The following is a 15,822-nucleotide window of genomic DNA, read 5'->3' as shown; positions in this document are numbered from 1 at the left end:
CGCTCCTTCCCTTTTATCAGCTCTTGAAGTGCGAAGACAGTGCATCCAGGTCTGCGGTGCTGATCAGTATGGCGCCCCGGCCGGTCTTATAGGGTAGAGGGACGGGATTGCAGCCGCCCTTGAACCCGATGGTGGCCAGGTTGATGGCTACGTCGCACTTCTTGCAGATGATCTTGCCGTCTTTTTCGTAATAGCCCGCATCCCCGCAGTTCTCGCAGGCATCCAGCCCGACCCCGTAGGCCGCGCCATTCTTGCGGATGATGATGAAGCGCATCTCGGTGCCGTCCTTGGCCTGGTAGCTGAATCGATGCAGGTGACCATCCTCCACTTGGGAGAAACGAATGGTGGCCGTATCGGAGGTCAAAGAATACTTCTCCGGAGGCGAGAGCACAGGCACCTGGTGGGCCTTGGCTGTGCCCACCGTCAGGGCCAGGGTGACGCCGATCATGGCCACCAGGCTCCAGACCGCCGATGCCAAGGCCCGTCGGCGGAAGGCCCGGTGACTGCGGTCGTCAGCTGTGGAGGCTCCGGTCACCGGCATGCGCCAGCCTGCAACCAAGCAGGCGAAGACTGGAATGATGAAGACCAGAACCTGGGCAAGAACCAGGATCAGGTCGGCGTTGTATCCCAGGGCCATGACCCGGAAGGCCCACCCGTGCAGAAGAACCAGGCCGGTGGTCTGCATCAGGGCCACCAGGGCTACGCCGTGCCGAACCAGCAGCAGGACCACCATGAGCAGGGCGGCCAGACGGAAGGCTATCCGGGGGCAGGAGGTATGCATGGTCCTCAGAATGGCAGCCACTATCACAGCGGCAGCCAGACCAAGCAGGAAGCCCAAGGCCCTCAGAAGCATGGCCGAGGTCATCACCGGCTCCCCCGGCTCCACAAAAGCCGTAAGCTGCAGGATGACGTCGGGCAGGGCACGGAAGGTGGTCAGGGCTATGGCCAGGGCTGCCAGGGCGTTGGCCAGATCCATGGCCCAAGGGCGGCGATGCCAGTCTGAAACCAGCCGATCGGCGAACAGCACCACCGCAATAGCCGCCAGATCAGTCAGAACGCAGGCTACCAGGGTCGGGTAGTTGACCATGGTTCGCCGGTTGATGATCACGGTGGCACGCAGGAGGGCAAAAACCAGCGCTCCCAGCACGCCAACCCCCAGGCCAATCAGCCGCCAGGAGGAGGAACGGGGCCGATCGCGGCCCTCGCCCACTCCTAGAAGCACGCTGAAAATCATGACCAGGAGAGCCGGGGCCAGTGTCCCCGGCAAGACCGTGACAAATTGCTCAAGCATGGTGCATAGCAGCTTACCACTGGTGGGGCGTGTAGTCCCAGTCCCAGCTGACCACGATAGGCTCGGTCCAGAAGTGCCCCTTCACGCCGGTCTCCGGGTCGACGTGCAGCATCCAGCCCTTCTTCTCAGGAGAGTCGATGGAATAGGTCAGCTTGTAGGACCCGGCCTTCTCCATTTTGATGTTGGCTCCGTAGTGCGGGCCGTCCGAGGCGTTCATCTGCATGAAGGTGCCGGACTGCTTGTCATTGGGATCGTCCTTGTTCTGGATGGTGTAGTTGACGGTCAGATCCGGGACGAACTCACCCTTGGCATAGCCCAGGTTGTTGTTGGGCAGGGCGTGGATATCAGCCTCCAAATGCAGGCTGGCATCGGCCGCCTTCAGCCCCATGGACGCAGGCTCCATGTCGATGGGCTGGAAGAAGACCGTGCCGATGTTCAGTGGACCCTTCTGCTGATCGTCGGGCGGAATGGGAATCTCCTCGAAACCAGCCCCCTTGCCCGCCGAGGACTGGGAGGCGCCGGAAGCCTCAGGCGCGGGGGCCTCACGGGTGCCCGACCCGCCGGAGCCGCACCCCGCCAGGGCCAGGGTGCCCGAGAGCACCAGCGCGACCAGGGCGGTCAATTGTCTCTTCTTCATGATTGTCCTTCGCTCTTTGGTGTTTGCATGGTTGCCGTGACCTGGGAGGGCACAGCCCCTTCGGCGGTCTGCTCGACTTCCGTCTGATGGACGGTTGCCGACGACGACCCGCCGGAGTCCTGATTCGACTGCACCTGTCCCTGCTTGTGCAGGCGGTGGGTCGACACAATTGCCAGCACGACCACGACCAGGGCCGCCAGGATCTGGGCGCCGATGGTCTGCATGTATGGATACAGCCCGATCCAGTCGCTGGTGGGCACGCCGGGCAGGTAGGTGGCCGGCACCAGATCGCCCTCGATCAGGGCATGGACGCCGCCTCCGGCGAAGATGACCACCATAACCGCCATGAGCAGGCTGGTGATGATGAAGAAGGGCCGGATGGGAATTTTGACCGAGGTGAAGCGGATGAGTACGAAAACGATGACCAGGACCACAGCGGCAGCCGCAAAACCGGTCCAAATCTCACGTGTGCCGCCAGGAGCCATGGCGAAGATGGCTTGGTAGAACATGACCGTCTCGGCCCCCTCCCTGAAGACCGCCAGGAAGGAGAGCAGGGCCAGGGAGATAACGCTGCCCTTCGAGATAGCAGCCACCGTCCGGCTTTGAATGTAGTGGTTCCAGGATTCCACAGAGGACTTGGACAGCATCCAGTTACTGGTGTAGAGCAGCATGAGCATGGCCACCAAGGCCACCACGCCCTCCAGGATCTCCTGCTGGGGGCCGTTCCCGTTGAAGAGCAGGGTGAAGAGCAGAGCCACCAGCCCGCTGGCCACAAGACCGGCCGCAATGCCCCAGTAGATGTGCCCGACCTTGTCCCGATAGCCGGACTTGACCAGGTAGGCGATGATGGCCGCCACCACCAGGATGGCCTCCAGACCCTCTCGCAGCAGGACCACAAAGGCCTGGCCGAAGGCGGAGGTCAGGAAGGATGTCCACCCATTGACCTGGTCTGCGGCGCCTCCGTCCAGAATGGCTGCATCCTCGACCAGCATGCTCTTCAGGTCGTTCACCAGGGTCTTGGCCGGTTTGCCCGCCACCATGGCCATCCGGGTCTCCTTGAACTGGTATTCAACCTGGGAGACCCTGTTGCCGCTAATGGCGTTCATGACGTTCTTCTCGAAACCCAGCTTTTCGTAATACTGGTAATAGGCCTTGTTGACCAGGTCGGATCCCGCCTGGCCCTGTCCCTTGGATGCCTGGGCGAGCGCCTGATCCAGAATGGGCGTCATCTCGTGGGCCACCTGGGTCCAGGTCCGGTCGCCCTTGCCGTTGTTCCGATGCTTCTTGGCTGCGTCCAGCCGTCGACGATCCGCCTTGATCTGCTCCTGCTGAGCCTTGGCGTAGGCACGGGGATTGGCCAGCCCTTGGGTTGCATCCAGTTGAGTGGCCACAGCGGCCAGATCGGCTTGCAAAGCTTGGCAATCTTGGTCTATACCGGCTTGATTGTCATCCGCATAGGCTTTCGACTGGAGAGACTGAAAACGTTCATCCAAGTCGTTGCGGCGGTCCTGCCCCAATGTTGAAGCGGTAACTGTAACGAAGTTCGAACCGATATAGTCTGAATTGTAAGCAGCCATGAAATTGGCAGCAGCCCCTGCATGATCACCATCAGCATAGGCTCGCCGCCCAGAATTCAGATCCTGATCAATGGCCTTAACCACATCGGTCCAAGAAGCATAATTCGTCGACACGGTTGCCCCTAGGACCGCTTGCATTGGCAGGCAACACAGGATGAAGCACACAGCCAGCAGTGCTAGGACCGACGGCATGCGCGCCGATATGCGTCCAGTCTTAGCCATCCTGACCTCCAGTATCAGCTTCTTCACCTGCGTTACTAGGATCAATAAAGCTGTATATTTCCGTACAACACGATCCATGGGTTAATCTACTGCAAAGCAAACAGAAAAAATAGGTTTGACTTTTTACCCATTTCGCACTATGTGGAACTATGAGGAAAATGCGCGTGGATGTTGCGCCTTGCTGTCCTATATGCCCTCCTCTTGCATGGATGGCTTCACATCAATCGTGTAAGAGAGCTCATCAACTTGCTCTTTGTTGATGAGTTTCATGAGAACGGAAACCGCAACCTTAGCCAGTTGTCGGTAAGGCTGAACGATCGTAGGCAATGGCGGGTACGCAGTCTTGTATATGAAGGACCCGTCATATCCGAACACCAGCAAATCTGCAGGAATAGACAATCCTCTTGTCAAAGCCCTCTTTTGGACTGCGAGCGCCACCATATCAGCGGCGAACACGCCGTCAAGATCGGGATACCGATCCAGAATCATATCCGCCACATCCAGATATGAGTCAAAATCGAACTGATTCAGTCCGAGTTCATAGGTGTGGCAGGCGATGCCATGTTTCATCATTTCTTCGCCGAATGCCGCATGACGCTTTCCTGAGGGTGTTCTCACCTTCGTATATCCGACAAGCTGGATGACCTTCTTGCACCCATGTCTGATAAAAGCTTGCGCAGCTATACGTCCACCTTGCTCATGGTTGGCACTTACCACAGGAATGTCATCGGCAAGGTTCCTGTCCAAGGCAACAATTGGAGCACTGATGTCCGAATACCGTATATCAATTGAATGACTGCCGATGATGATGCCATCGACTTTGTTTTCCTGGAGCATCTCCAGGTACTTCTTCTCTTTGCTCGAAGAGTCTTTGGTATCGCACAGGATCATTTTGTAGCCCCTGCGATCCAACTGATCCTCTATGCAGGCGGTCATCGTCGAAAAGAAAGGCTGGGTCACGTCTGGTATGACCAAACCAACGAGGTTGGTTCTGCTGCTGTACAGACTTCGAGCAATCTGGTTGGGATGGTATTGAAGAACATTAATGGCGTTGCGTATCTTTTCGCGAGTCATCTGCGATATGTATCCGCGATTATTGAGGTAACGGGACACGGTATTTTTAGAAACTCCAGCATACTGTGCCACATCATTAATCGTCGTCATACTGGCTCCATCACACGTGTTCGGTACCTCTGCCAACCACAGCACCCGACGGGATAACCCGCATCATTAGTAGATTACGCCTGCCACCGCGGCAAAGACGTCAAATCCGCACTCCGTACGATCGCAGACCCAACAGGTTGGCCTCACCACCTTGAGTCGAAATAGTAAATTCATTGCATCCATTTTTGGGGAAGATATTGAGCGAATGACATACTCTGCCATCATCCGCAAAAATCTCTAGTGATGTACGATCACTGACGATGCGAACTGATAAAGCAGCATTCCTCACACCAGTCAAACTACTCCGGGTGGCCCCCTTGCTCCATTCATCAGCACGATTGCGATCCACCACCATGAGTGCACGTTTCAGATCAAGATAGCAGACAGTTTCGTGCTGCTTGTCTGCGCGCATGTGCAGTTCGACGACGTCGGCTGTGGTAGTCACCAGATCAATCGAAAAAGACAGGTCATAATGCACGCCATCAGATACAGGGATATCGGTTGGCTCTACTCCCACTACCATGTGCTCCGACTCATAAGGATCAACATGGAGCAGCGAGAGTTCTCGAACTGGCTCGAATGCCAATTCATCCTGACCTTCAAGGCGCACCTCTCGCGGAAGACAGAATGATCCGCACCAACCTTCGCGATATGTCGGCCCCCAGTCCTTCCAAAACGGCATCCAGTCCCAGCAATTCGCCCAAGCGAGCATGATCCTACGCCCAGAACCATCCAGGAAGGTCTGAGGGGCATAGAAATCGAATCCCCAATCAATCTCTCCATTCGTGGTATAGCAGAATCGCCCAGTCCGATAATCGAAATCACCAATGAAATAGACGACTGTGCGCTCTCCTGCTCCCATCGGCGAGCAAAATAGGACATAACGATCACCAAGTTTAAAGAAATCAGGGCACTCCCACATATAACCCCATTCACCCCTGCTTTCTGCCATGTTGTTGAGAAGCTGCCAGTGGACCAGATCGTCGGAACGATAGAGCAGGACACAGGCCTGACCATGCCGTTGCGCCCCACATATCAGGTAATAAGCACCTTCGTGCTCCCAGACCTTGGGGTCGCGAAAGAAATCATGAGATACCCCCTCGGGGGCACTGATGACCGGATTACCTTCATATTTGTTGAAATGAATGCCGTCATCGCTCCATGCCAGGCACTGGTTCTGCTCAAACCCTCTGCCATTATTGGAAGTGCCGGTGTACAGCAAATACAACCTTTCATCCTTGACGATGGCACTACCGGAGAAGCAGCCACCTTGTGGATGGTCGTCATACCATTCACTTGGAGCCAATGCAATCGGCAGATATCGCCAATGGAAGAGATCATCACTGACCGCATGACCCCAAAACATGCGACCCCAAAACCCGCTGTAGGGATTGAACTGATAAAAGATGTGATATTGTCCGCGGAACCAGATCAAGCCATTGGGATCATTGATCCAACCGGTCTGTCCCATGAAGTGGTATTCCTGCCTCATAACTCCTGCAGACACCTGAGCCTTGTGATCATCAATATGCTGTTGCGCATGTGCAATGGCCAAGGCCATACTCTTCTGGGACATTTCCGATTTTCCTTTCACTTGGTTAAATGGTCAGCGGTCGAACGCCTGACGTTGCTCTGCAGCAAGTTGCGTATTCAATTCAGACTCGCGAGCAGTCTTTTCCTCCTTGAGACGGAACTGCTCCTGCCGTAGCGGTCTATAGGCCTTCCAACGACGTTCGTAGGATTCTCTGGCCTCACGCATATCGTCAGTCAATGAAGGCATGCCGCCGTCTCGGGCGGCATAGGTAGGCACATCGGGTATCCGCTGATCGACCGGCAGGATATGCAGAGGCGTTTCATCAGGCATGGTCTGATACCAGTAAGCGGTGGAGCTCCAGTCATCAGAAAGTTGATTGGCGTGTCCGTGTTCGATGCTGACTCTCAGACTCTTAGAGAACCTGACTGGATCGGTGATATGGAATCGATATGAGACCTGCACACCATTGGAATCCGCCTCATGGACAATAGTTCCAAAGAAGGGGAAAGAGTTCCTCTGCATACCCCATGCATTATTGAAGTAATCCTCTGTGCCGGTGCCATTGAGACTGGGATACTCTTCTCCATCTATGAAGAACATATCATTGCCTTCACCCCACCAGCTGCCTTGATAGTGGTGGACGGTCAGATTGCACCCTACGTAGTGTCCCCTTCCCTTGACGTCCAAAAGGGTGTAATTGTTCTCACCTTTGAGGTTTCGTACTCCGTTGACTTCTGGCGCGTTGACCTGCAAATCGTCGCCCCACCCTGCACAACGGGCGGTTCTGTTCCAGCAAGCATGGAAATATGCCGTATCGTTAGAAAGATGATCCCGATACATTTCGTAATCAATGTTGAAATACAGAATGAAGGGTAGATCACCCTCGTTAATGATATCGATGCGAGCCTTTCGATCAAACGGCATCGGGAAGTAGCACGATACCGAACAGGGTGCGCCGAATCTTCCAGCCTCTTCGGGTTTAAGCGAAACGTTGAAGGGCAGAGATGAGAAATTCCCCGGATAGCTGTTCCCTATACAGAAAAAGTCTCCCAAGGGGGCAAGAACACTTGGACTGTCCTGATCATCCCATGTAATGCTGATCAGCACTTTCCGATAATAGAAGGGGTCATAATCATCCCAGACCACACCCAAGGCGGGACCGATCTCCATGACAGGAGCTGCCTGTGCCATTTGATGGGGATCCATGATTGAAGGAGCCAGCACCCTCCTGCAGGAGGAAGTCATCCACATGTGCGTGATGCAGCCAGGGCCTTCTATTTCCCCCAAGCAGGTGGTCTTGCCCGCCGGAACCTCCCAGTAGTCCTGATTTCTTCCGCTATGATCCCAGCTCGACAATCGCCCATTGCGCGAATCCGTAATTGTCGTCAAATCTCGAAACAGCCCGTTTAGGTTATTCATTCTTTGCCCTTTCATTGTCTGTTGAATAGAGAAGGTCAAACACCAATTTCCTCATTCACCCCTTGACAGCCCCAGCAACCATGCCGCCTACGATCTTCTTTTGGAAGAGCCCGTAGAAAATCAGCTCAGGGATGATGATCATGACGCTGGATGCCACAATGCCGCCATAGTCGACCGTGTAAGTGCCCTTGAAGAAAGAGGCACCCATCGCCAGCGTGTAGTCAGCTTGCCTGCGCAGCATGACCGATGCAAAGGGATACTCATTCCACATGTACAGCACATTGAATATGACCACGGTAGCGATGACTGGTTTGGTCATGGGCAGAATAATACGAATCATAAGATCCCATATGGAGCACCCATCAATAATGGCCGCCTCGTCAATTTCAGGCGGCAGGGCCTGCAGATAACCGACGAAGAGCAGGGTGTTGAAAGAAATTGACGAGGCCACATAGGGAAACACCAGTGCCCACTGTTCCCGTAATCCGAAGAAGATATTGATCTTATACACCGGAAACAGCAGGATGAAAGGTGAGACGCACAGCCCTGCTATGAGAAACCCATAGACCAGCCGCCGCAAATTGGGATGGTCGAACACCATCCTTGCCAGAGCGAATGAGCTCAGGAAGGTTATGACCAGCTCGATGGCCAAAGCGAGCAGGCAGACCATGAAGGTATTGGCATATAGTCTTGGATAGTCAAGTGTTTTCAGTGCATTGACATAGTTGCCCCAACTTAAGGAATGCGGCAAGGCCAGTGGATTGGACAGGATTTCTGCGTTGCTTTTAAACGACAGAACAAGCATCCAGATGAAGGGGAACACCACTAGAACCGTAATGATGGCGATTAGGACATACATTATGCGTTTCGTACGTTTCGCAAGCATGCTTACTCACCCTTCCTGCTGAAGATGAAGTACAGCCCTGTAAGCGCCAGTGAAATAAGGAAGGTGACACTGGCGATGGACATGCCATATCCGTAGTCGCTGCTGGTGAAAGTCATGGAATAGCTGTAGGTCACTAGAGTCTCGGAGAGATGGTTGGGGCCACCGCCAGTAGTCTGCTGTACGATTTCAAATATCTTGAATATACCTGTAATGATAAGGACCGCAACGGTTGATATTGTGGAGCGCATCATCGGTATGACGACATAACGGACCCGCTGCCAGCCCGTAGCACCATCGATTTGAGCAGCCTCAAGAACTTCTTCAGGGATCATCTTCAAACCGGCGATGAAGATGGTGACCAGATAACCTAATTGCTGCCAGAAGTAGATAATGGCGATGCTATACGGAGAAAGGACAGTCCCGCCTATCCACTGCTTGGCCCATCCTCGCAATCCGATTGCTTTCAGCAGACCATTGATGATGCCCACCTTCGGATCCAGTATGTAGACCCAAATAATGCCCACAATGATTGGGGCGATAATCGCAGGAGAGAAGATCAGTGATTTGGAAAGATCAATGAAGCGCAGTTTGTTGTTGAGCAGCAATGCAATGAAAAACGAGAGAATCATGAGCAGTACTGAGGCAACGACAAAGATGATTATTGTGTTCGCGCCCGATTTCCAAAAGAATGGATCATGGATGAGTCGAACATAGTTGGACAATCCAATGAATCTTGCCCTCCCGATTCCGGAATATCTGGTAAAGCTGTATCCGATAGCTATAGCTATAGGGGCGATGATAAAGATCACGTAAACCAAGCACGTGGGTATTAGAAATCCCACCTTGTACCGCGTTTTGCTGAGCCAGCGCATATGATGCCATTTCTTCCAAGTACGATGCCCTCATTCCCTCAAATCCCCCGTTTGGGAAATGGGCAGGCATATTCAATTACTTATGACTGGTTTTCCAGGCTTGATCGATCTTGCTCAAACCTGCAGAAGGTGTATAAGTACCTTGGATAACTCCGAAAATAGCGTCATAGAGAGCCTGCTGACTCGCTGCATCCAAGGTGAGATCCGGCGCAGAAGCTGGCGAAGGCCAATTCTTGCCCAGCGCCTTGAGCATCTCATTCATGGCGTATTGGCTTGACGTCGCTTTCAGCCCTGGATAATTGGTTGCGGGGAAGGTCGATTTGGCATAGGACATCTTTGCGGCCTCTTCCCCGTAATAGAACTTGAGAAATTCATAGACACCTGCTTTCATTGCCGCATCATCGCCTACAGCCTTGTTGACCACGATGGGATTCGCCGGCACCCTCATGGATACATTTTGGTCATATGAAGAATCGCTAAACTTTGGACCCCACCAAAATCCGACCTTATCCCCTAAAGAAGAGTCAAATTCGGCACAGTCCCACTGCCCAGAGCCAAATAAAGCAGCTTTCCCGTCATTAAACTGCTGCTTGGCATCGAAGTATTCAATGGTTGAAACATTTTCCGGGAAAGCACCGGCCTTTGCCAGCCCTTCAATTTTATCAAATGCCTTGATAAAATCAGGATTGTTGAATTGTTCCTTTCCTGCCTTGATCTTCTTCAGATTGTCCTGCCACCCGTATCGAACCAAAAGCTCGTTGAACTCCCACATCGTATAGGAGCTGTTTTTGCTTCCTATAGCAATCGGCGTATATCCTCCTGCCTTGATCTTGGGAAGCGTCTCCATCAGCTGCTCATATGTGGTGTCATCGTTGGGATAAGGAATCCCCAACTTGTCAAAAATTCCCTTGTTGTAGAAAAAGCCTTGCACATTGCTCTGATAGGGAAGCCCATATTGACCGGTCTGCTTATCTTCGAACGAGTCCTTTCCCCCAGCGATTGCCTTGGCCACTGAAGGGTTTTTCTTCAGAAAATCACGTAGGTCCAGCAAGGCGCCGGACTTGCTGTACTCGGGAGCTTCGCTGGCATCGATCCAGAACAGCTGGGGCAATGTACCATCAGAAGCCTCAAGCTTCATATTCTTAGAATGAGATTCCTTGTCAGAGGCTTCGAAGACCACCTTGTATTTGCCTTTATGCTTTTTGTTGAATGCCTGCACTATGTCATATGTCACCGCCTCTTGCTTTTTCGGATTGGCCACATGAATGCCGAATTTGATGATCGTAGACCCGCTGGCATCCTTGCCCTGATTGCCGCATGCTCCCAGCATGCCCAAGGACAAAATCCCGGCCAAGCAGGCCGCAACAGTCTTCACCACGTTGTGTCTGTTCATTTTCTTATCCTTTTTGTAACCCACCAGTGGCCGTTTCCTTTCAGAAACATGAGCTCTTTCGTCCTGGAACCGGCCATGGCAACTCACCACCTTCGTCAGCAGACCAAGCATTAGACAAATCGCAATCCAGCGTATGTTAATCGAATAACATATCCAGGACGCTATTGAGTACAGTCCCAAAACTGGAGTACTGGTTTACATCAGCAATCTGTCATAGATAACTGTATTTACAAGCCTTTCTTGAACCTGCTGATTACAGCGTACATCAATAACAGAATATGTCAACCGGATAACATACGACTCCCGTTATTGTGTCTGCAATCAAACAGGCAGCCTCGATGAATAACAGCAGCTTCTCTGAAGATGACGGAAAATAAACAGCGGGCCATCAAGAACCCGATCGATGACCCGCTGACGTGCCGCGTATGGCTTGATATACCTAGCTATCGCCCTGAACTCAGACCGACTTCGGCTCACCCTTATGCTCCAACAGGCAGATGCCACCGAAGACCAGCAGCCAGACCAATCCCAGTATGGCCGGATACCGGGTGTCGGGAGCCAGGAAGAGCGAGAGGTAGATCAGGACGAAGAAGGCGATGGCAACGGCTCCAGTCACCCGGTAGGCAGGCATGATAAACCCATCAGGCATGAAGTCCGGGCTGGTCCGGTAACGGCGGTGAGCCAGCACGGTCAGGATGTAAATAAAGATGATGACCGCGCTGGAACAGGAGGTGAACAGAACGAAGGTGTTCTCAAAGCCGGGCAACAGATGCAGCACCGGAGATAAGAGGATCAACACTCCGGACAGAATGATGGCCCGAGCGGGCACCTTGCCGCGGCGTGAAATCGTATGCAGGCTGCGCATCACCGGAGAGTGGCCGGCGGCGGCCAGCTGGAAGAGGTTACGGCCGGCGGAATAGAGCAGGGAATTCAGCGAGGAGCTGGCTGCCGTGATGACCACGAAGAAGACCAGGGCGGCCGCCCAGTCGACCCCGGCGTAGCGAAAGACCATGACGAATGGCGAGGTGAAGCTGCCGTCGGCGTTGGGGCGGAAGGAGCGCCAGGGCACGATCAGCATGATGGCAACCAGGGCACCCACGTAGAAGATCAGCACCCTCAGGATGATCTGGTTGATGGCCTTGGGCAGGACCTTGCGGGGATTCTGGGTCTCAGAGACGGTGACTCCCACGAATTCGATCATCTCGTAGGCGAAGAAAACCATCTGGAAGCTCATGAAGAAGGCCATCCACCCGTTGGGCGCCAGGCTCAAGCCGGTAGTGATGTTGTCCAGGCCCGCATGGCCGGCCGGGCTGATTCGATCCTGTCCCGGCATGTGGACAGCCGGGTAGTGGAAGCCTGTGATGACCATGACCACGGCCGTGACGATCATGGCAAGAATCAGGGTGATCTTGATCATGGAGAACCAGAACTCGGTCTCCCCGAAAACCCGCACGGCAATCAGGTTGATGCACACCATGGCCGCCAGGAAACAGAGTTCGATCAGACCCCGCCAGGCGCTCAGATCAATGCCGAAGGTGCCGAAGAAGGTGACGAAGTAGGTGCCCACGGCAGTCAACTCGGACATGCCAATCAGGATGAGCACGATCCAGTAGGACCAGCCGGCGAAGGATCCCCACCCCTGGCCCAGGTAGCGGCTGATGAAGGCGATGAAGGTGTGCTGGACGGGGCTGCGATACATGAGCTCGCCAATGGCCCGCATGAGCAGGTACATGATCACGCCGACGCCGATGTAGACCAGGATGATGGAGGGACCGGTCAGGGCTATGGACTTACCCGACCCTAGGAAGAGCCCGGTGCCAATAGTGCCGCCGATGGCGATGAACTGTACATGTCGGTTGCTCAGACCGCGTTCCATGCCGTCGCCTGCCGAGGCGCTGTCACCTTGATTCTGCTGTGCCAAAGGGCCATTGCCCGTACGGTTCATGCGACTGCACCTCCTTGTCTTCACAACCCATTAATCATCGCCGTCCAGGAAGGGGTATCTCATCAAGGCCGGTAGGACAGCAATACCACAGAGGTGTCGATAACCGGGAGCAGACGGCAGGCACCGACGCCCATGGTAGGGCCTGACAGTCACCATTCGGTGAATTGACCGTCTCATATGGCGGACGCCTCTATTCCATAATGCAAAGGCATGGTCATTCCGCTCGGACCGGCTCCTATAGGGTTGGCTCTGTCAGCCGGTCACATTCAGCTGACAACTACCATCTAAGGAATGACATCCCCATGGATCAACCCAAGGAGTCGCAAGGCAAGGACCTGCACAAGACCCTGAAGAACAGGCACATCCAGCTCATCTCGCTGGGCGGCGCCATCGGGACGGGACTCTTCTACGGGTCCGGGGAATCCATTTCATTGGCAGGACCGGCCATCATCATCGCCTATTTGATAGGCGGTCTGGCCATCTTCATGATCGTCAGGGCTCTGAGCGAAATGAGCGTGGAAGACCCTAAGTCCGGCGCTTTCAGCTACTATGCCACCCGCTACTGGTCCAAGCGTGCGGGCTTTGTGTCGGGGTGGAACTACTGGATGAACTACGTGTTGGTGTCCATGGTCGAACTCTCCGTAGTAGGCACCTTCGTCAACTTCTGGTTCCCGGCGATACCGGCTTGGGTCTCTGCAGCCTTCTTCCTGGTGGTCATCACGGCCGCCAACCTGATGGGGGTCAGCAAGTTCGGCGAGTTCGAGTTCTGGTTCGCCATCATCAAGATTGCAGCCATCGTCGCCATGATCATCGGCGGGCTGGCCGTCGTGATCATGGCCCTGCCCACAGCCAACGGCCTGCGGGCCTCCTTCGCCAACTGGTTCACCGTAGGCGGCGGATTCCTGCCCAACGGGCTCATGCGTGACGGGGCCAATGGCCAGTGGACCGGTCTGCTCATGTCGCTGGCGGTGGTCATGTTCAGCTTCGGCGGCACCGAGCTCATCGGCATTACCGCCGGGGAGGCCTCCGATCCCCGCCGGACCATTCCCAAGGCCACCAACGCCATCATCTGGAGGATCCTGGTCTTCTACATCCTGACACTTGGGGTGATCATGGCCGTAGTCCCCTGGAATGCCATCGGCAAGCCCAACGCGCAAGGCATGGTCGTCAGCCCCTTCGTTCAGATCTTCGACTCGGTTGGTGTCCACGCGGCCGCAGACATCCTCAACTTCGTTTGCCTGACCGCAGTCATGAGCGTCTACAACTCGGCCCTCTACTCCAACTCCCGCATGCTCTTCTCCCTGGCCCGGCAGGGCAATGCCCCCAAGTACCTGGGAAGGCTTTCCAAGGGAGGGGTGCCCTACGCAGGAGTGCTGACCTCGGCCTGCATCATCGCCCTGGCGGTGGTAGTGGTCTTCCTCTGGCCCCAGTTCGCCTTCAACTACTTGATGAGCATCGCCACGATCTCGGCCATCATCAACTGGTCCATGATCATGGTGACCGAGATGCTCTTCCGGCGTGCTGTTGCTCGTGGCAAAGGCCCCGGCGACCTGGCGGGCAAAACCGGCGAAAGCGCTTTGAATGCCCTGCACTTCAAGCTGCCCTTTGCCCGGGTGACCCCTTGGGTGGTCCTGGCCTTCCTGGCCATGATCGTCGTGCTCATGTGCTTCTCGCCCAGCTACCGGGTGGCCGTCGTCGCTGGACCAGTCTGGCTGATCGTCCTCCTGGCGGCCTACCAGCTGACCCAGCGGAAAGCTTGAATGACGGATTCATAGGAAGAGGCAGCTTTCACTCTAGCGTGGACAGTTGTCTCTGCTCAGCATTGAGCACTATTCCCTGATATCATGCAGATTTTCTTTCGACCACCCACAGGGTGGTATCGTTGCGCTCCACTGGAGCCGGTTTTGCAGACGAGCTACATGCCGCAACAATGCTATCGAGATATGCAGGGATGATGCTATCATAATCAATACTGGTCAATGCAGGCTGCAGATAAGCACTGATTGGCTCATTGTCCACTCCAATTACGCGCATATCTTGAGGAACCCGTATACCTTGTTTTTGTGCTTGAGCCATAATCGGAGCAGCATGCTCATCATTGAAAGCACAGACCCCGTCACATTCTGCCTCTCTAAGCCTCTTGACCATCAATTTTGCCGACTGGCCACTATCGTGAAGAGAAATACTCCCATCGGAGACCAGTTCAAGACCTACCGCCTCCAGGGCTCTACGAACACCATTTCTGCGATCGTTCATCATGGCGCTACTACTTGGAGTCGCAGTCCCTACATAGGCAATCTTGCCACACCCTTTATTCAATAAATAATTCGCTTGAACTGTACCGAGCTGGACCTGGAAATCGGCAAACAACTGAATGGGTTGGCCCTTTATTTCCTCTTTATTCTGCCTACCAAAAAATTCAACTACAGGTATACCCATCTGCTGAAGCATGGCTTTGTCGTCGACACTCAGATCAAAAAAAGGCACGACTACGCTCGGAGTTATCTCCCACAAGAGCTGACGGAGCGGAGTGGTTGAACCCGCAGTTCTCGAGAAGATGCAAACCAGGCCTCGATCATGAAGTTTCTCGCTCAAGGAGCTCCATGCTTCATCTGCGCGGGAGGAAGGCTCAGCGTTAACTGTCAGGCAGAGCACAATTGATCCTTTGCCCTTTCTCAAGGTCCTTGCTGCTGCAGATGGAATGAATTCAAGCTCCTTGGCTGCCTGAAGAACCTTCTTGCGGGTCTGCTCAGGAATGTTGGCATCGTGGTGATTAAGCACCAAACTGACCGTTGTCCTGGAAACGCCAGCTCGAATTGCCACATCCTGACTTTTCGCCTTCCGTCTGCTCATATGGATGCCCTTCTACACCTCTATTTGAC

Annotated in this window: 12 protein-coding genes; 1 reads left to right on the top strand and 11 read right to left on the bottom strand. The window is 54.3% G+C overall.

Translation table 11 applies throughout. The features are described from left to right. Window positions 1-16 precede the first annotated feature (16 nt). From J3T93_RS09080 to J3T93_RS09035, 10 genes are all read right to left on the bottom strand, one after another. The gene (locus tag J3T93_RS09080; protein WP_267431410.1) at window positions 17-1,291 is read right to left on the bottom strand and encodes a DUF2318 domain-containing protein; all 1,275 of its coding nucleotides are present in this window, start codon (window positions 1,289-1,291) and stop codon (window positions 17-19) included. A 13-nt stretch (window positions 1,292-1,304) separates the two neighbouring features. After that, window positions 1,305-1,928 carry an iron transporter gene (locus J3T93_RS09075; protein WP_045925021.1) on the bottom strand — a complete coding sequence of 208 codons (624 nt, stop codon included), beginning with the start codon at window positions 1,926-1,928 and terminating at the stop codon, window positions 1,305-1,307. Further along, window positions 1,925-3,727, bottom strand: coding sequence for an FTR1 family iron permease (locus tag J3T93_RS09070; RefSeq protein ID WP_416378851.1), 1,803 nt, complete (start codon window positions 3,725-3,727; stop codon window positions 1,925-1,927). Before J3T93_RS09070 ends, J3T93_RS09075 begins: the two co-directional genes overlap by 4 nt. Before the next feature lie 186 nt (window positions 3,728-3,913). Then, the gene (locus J3T93_RS09065; RefSeq protein WP_267431409.1) at window positions 3,914-4,891 is read right to left on the bottom strand and encodes a LacI family DNA-binding transcriptional regulator; all 978 of its coding nucleotides are present in this window, start codon (window positions 4,889-4,891) and stop codon (window positions 3,914-3,916) included. Between the two features lie 100 nt (window positions 4,892-4,991). After that, the gene (locus J3T93_RS09060) at window positions 4,992-6,467 is read right to left on the bottom strand and encodes a glycoside hydrolase family 32 protein (RefSeq protein WP_267431408.1); all 1,476 of its coding nucleotides are present in this window, start codon (window positions 6,465-6,467) and stop codon (window positions 4,992-4,994) included. 30 nt (window positions 6,468-6,497) lie between these two features. Beyond that, entirely contained in the window at window positions 6,498-7,883 is a 1,386-nt protein-coding gene (locus J3T93_RS09055) for a glycoside hydrolase family 172 protein (protein ID WP_267431407.1), read from the bottom strand. A 16-nt stretch (window positions 7,884-7,899) separates the two neighbouring features. After that, on the bottom strand, window positions 7,900-8,730 hold the full coding sequence (locus J3T93_RS09050) for a carbohydrate ABC transporter permease (RefSeq protein WP_267431406.1): 831 nt from the start codon (window positions 8,728-8,730) through the stop codon (window positions 7,900-7,902). Window positions 8,731-8,732: 2 nt separating this feature from the next. After that, window positions 8,733-9,452 carry a carbohydrate ABC transporter permease gene (locus tag J3T93_RS09045; protein WP_267431405.1) on the bottom strand — a complete coding sequence of 240 codons (720 nt, stop codon included), beginning with the start codon at window positions 9,450-9,452 and terminating at the stop codon, window positions 8,733-8,735. A gap of 226 nt (window positions 9,453-9,678) precedes the next feature. Then, the gene (locus tag J3T93_RS09040) at window positions 9,679-11,019 is read right to left on the bottom strand and encodes an ABC transporter substrate-binding protein (RefSeq protein ID WP_267431404.1); all 1,341 of its coding nucleotides are present in this window, start codon (window positions 11,017-11,019) and stop codon (window positions 9,679-9,681) included. Window positions 11,020-11,452: 433 nt separating this feature from the next. Next, window positions 11,453-12,940 (bottom strand): amino acid permease, encoded by a 1,488-nt coding sequence (locus J3T93_RS09035; RefSeq protein ID WP_267431403.1) that lies wholly within the window; start codon window positions 12,938-12,940, stop codon window positions 11,453-11,455. Between the two features lie 302 nt (window positions 12,941-13,242). On the opposite strand from J3T93_RS09035, the gene J3T93_RS09030 reads away from it, so the two are divergent. Beyond that, a complete protein-coding gene (locus J3T93_RS09030; protein ID WP_267431402.1) occupies window positions 13,243-14,700 on the top strand; it encodes an amino acid permease in 1,458 nt (485 codons plus the stop codon). A gap of 82 nt (window positions 14,701-14,782) precedes the next feature. On the opposite strand, the gene J3T93_RS09025 is transcribed toward J3T93_RS09030, so the two are convergent. After that, window positions 14,783-15,793 (bottom strand): LacI family DNA-binding transcriptional regulator, encoded by a 1,011-nt coding sequence (locus J3T93_RS09025; protein ID WP_267431401.1) that lies wholly within the window; start codon window positions 15,791-15,793, stop codon window positions 14,783-14,785. Between the last annotated feature and the right edge of the window lie 29 nt (window positions 15,794-15,822).

It is taken from the genome of Bifidobacterium sp. B4111, from assembly GCF_026537235.1.
Taxonomy (GTDB): domain Bacteria; phylum Actinomycetota; class Actinomycetes; order Actinomycetales; family Bifidobacteriaceae; genus Bombiscardovia.
The sequence above is the reverse complement of the archived record's forward strand: the minus strand, read 5'-3'. Positions and strand labels throughout refer to the sequence as shown.